The following is a 473-nucleotide window of genomic DNA, read 5'->3' on the forward strand; positions in this document are numbered from 1 at the left end:
CTGCGGAACCCCGTACTCCTCGGTGTGCAGCAGTTCGCAGTCCGCGTCGTATCCGAGCTCCCGAAGGATCTCGCGGTACTTCTTCCACACTGGAAGCACCGTGGGAACCTGCTCCAACACGACCACTGCGTAGGGATCGGACTTGAGCATCTTCTCGACGATCCACCGTAGGGGCTGGAGTACGAGGCCCGGACGTTCGTCGGCCCATTCCAGGTCGACGGCTCTCCCTTCCACTTCCGCCCAGGACTTCTCCAGAGCGCCGACGGTTTTGCTGCTGCCCACCAGTTCCGCCAGGTCCATCACCTCGTCGAGGGCTTTGTGGCCCTCACGGTTGCCCGCCACCGAATACGTCTGGCAGGGCGGTCCGCCGGCCAGGACACGGGCTGAGCGGACCTCGGGATCGAGCGGATCGACCTTCGCCACGTCGCCGACTGAGGTGGTGCGAAGACGGGCTGCCTCCCGCGTCGCACGGG

At 65.8% G+C, this 473-nt stretch carries 1 protein-coding gene; it reads right to left on the minus strand.

Features of this window, described 5'->3' with window-relative positions:
• On the minus strand, window positions 1–473 hold a 473-nt coding region (locus IG05_RS0141105; RefSeq protein ID WP_030349191.1), incomplete at both ends, for a DNA cytosine methyltransferase.

Source organism: Streptomyces sp. NRRL S-1022 (assembly GCF_000720135.1).
Lineage (GTDB): Bacteria > Actinomycetota > Actinomycetes > Streptomycetales > Streptomycetaceae > Streptomyces.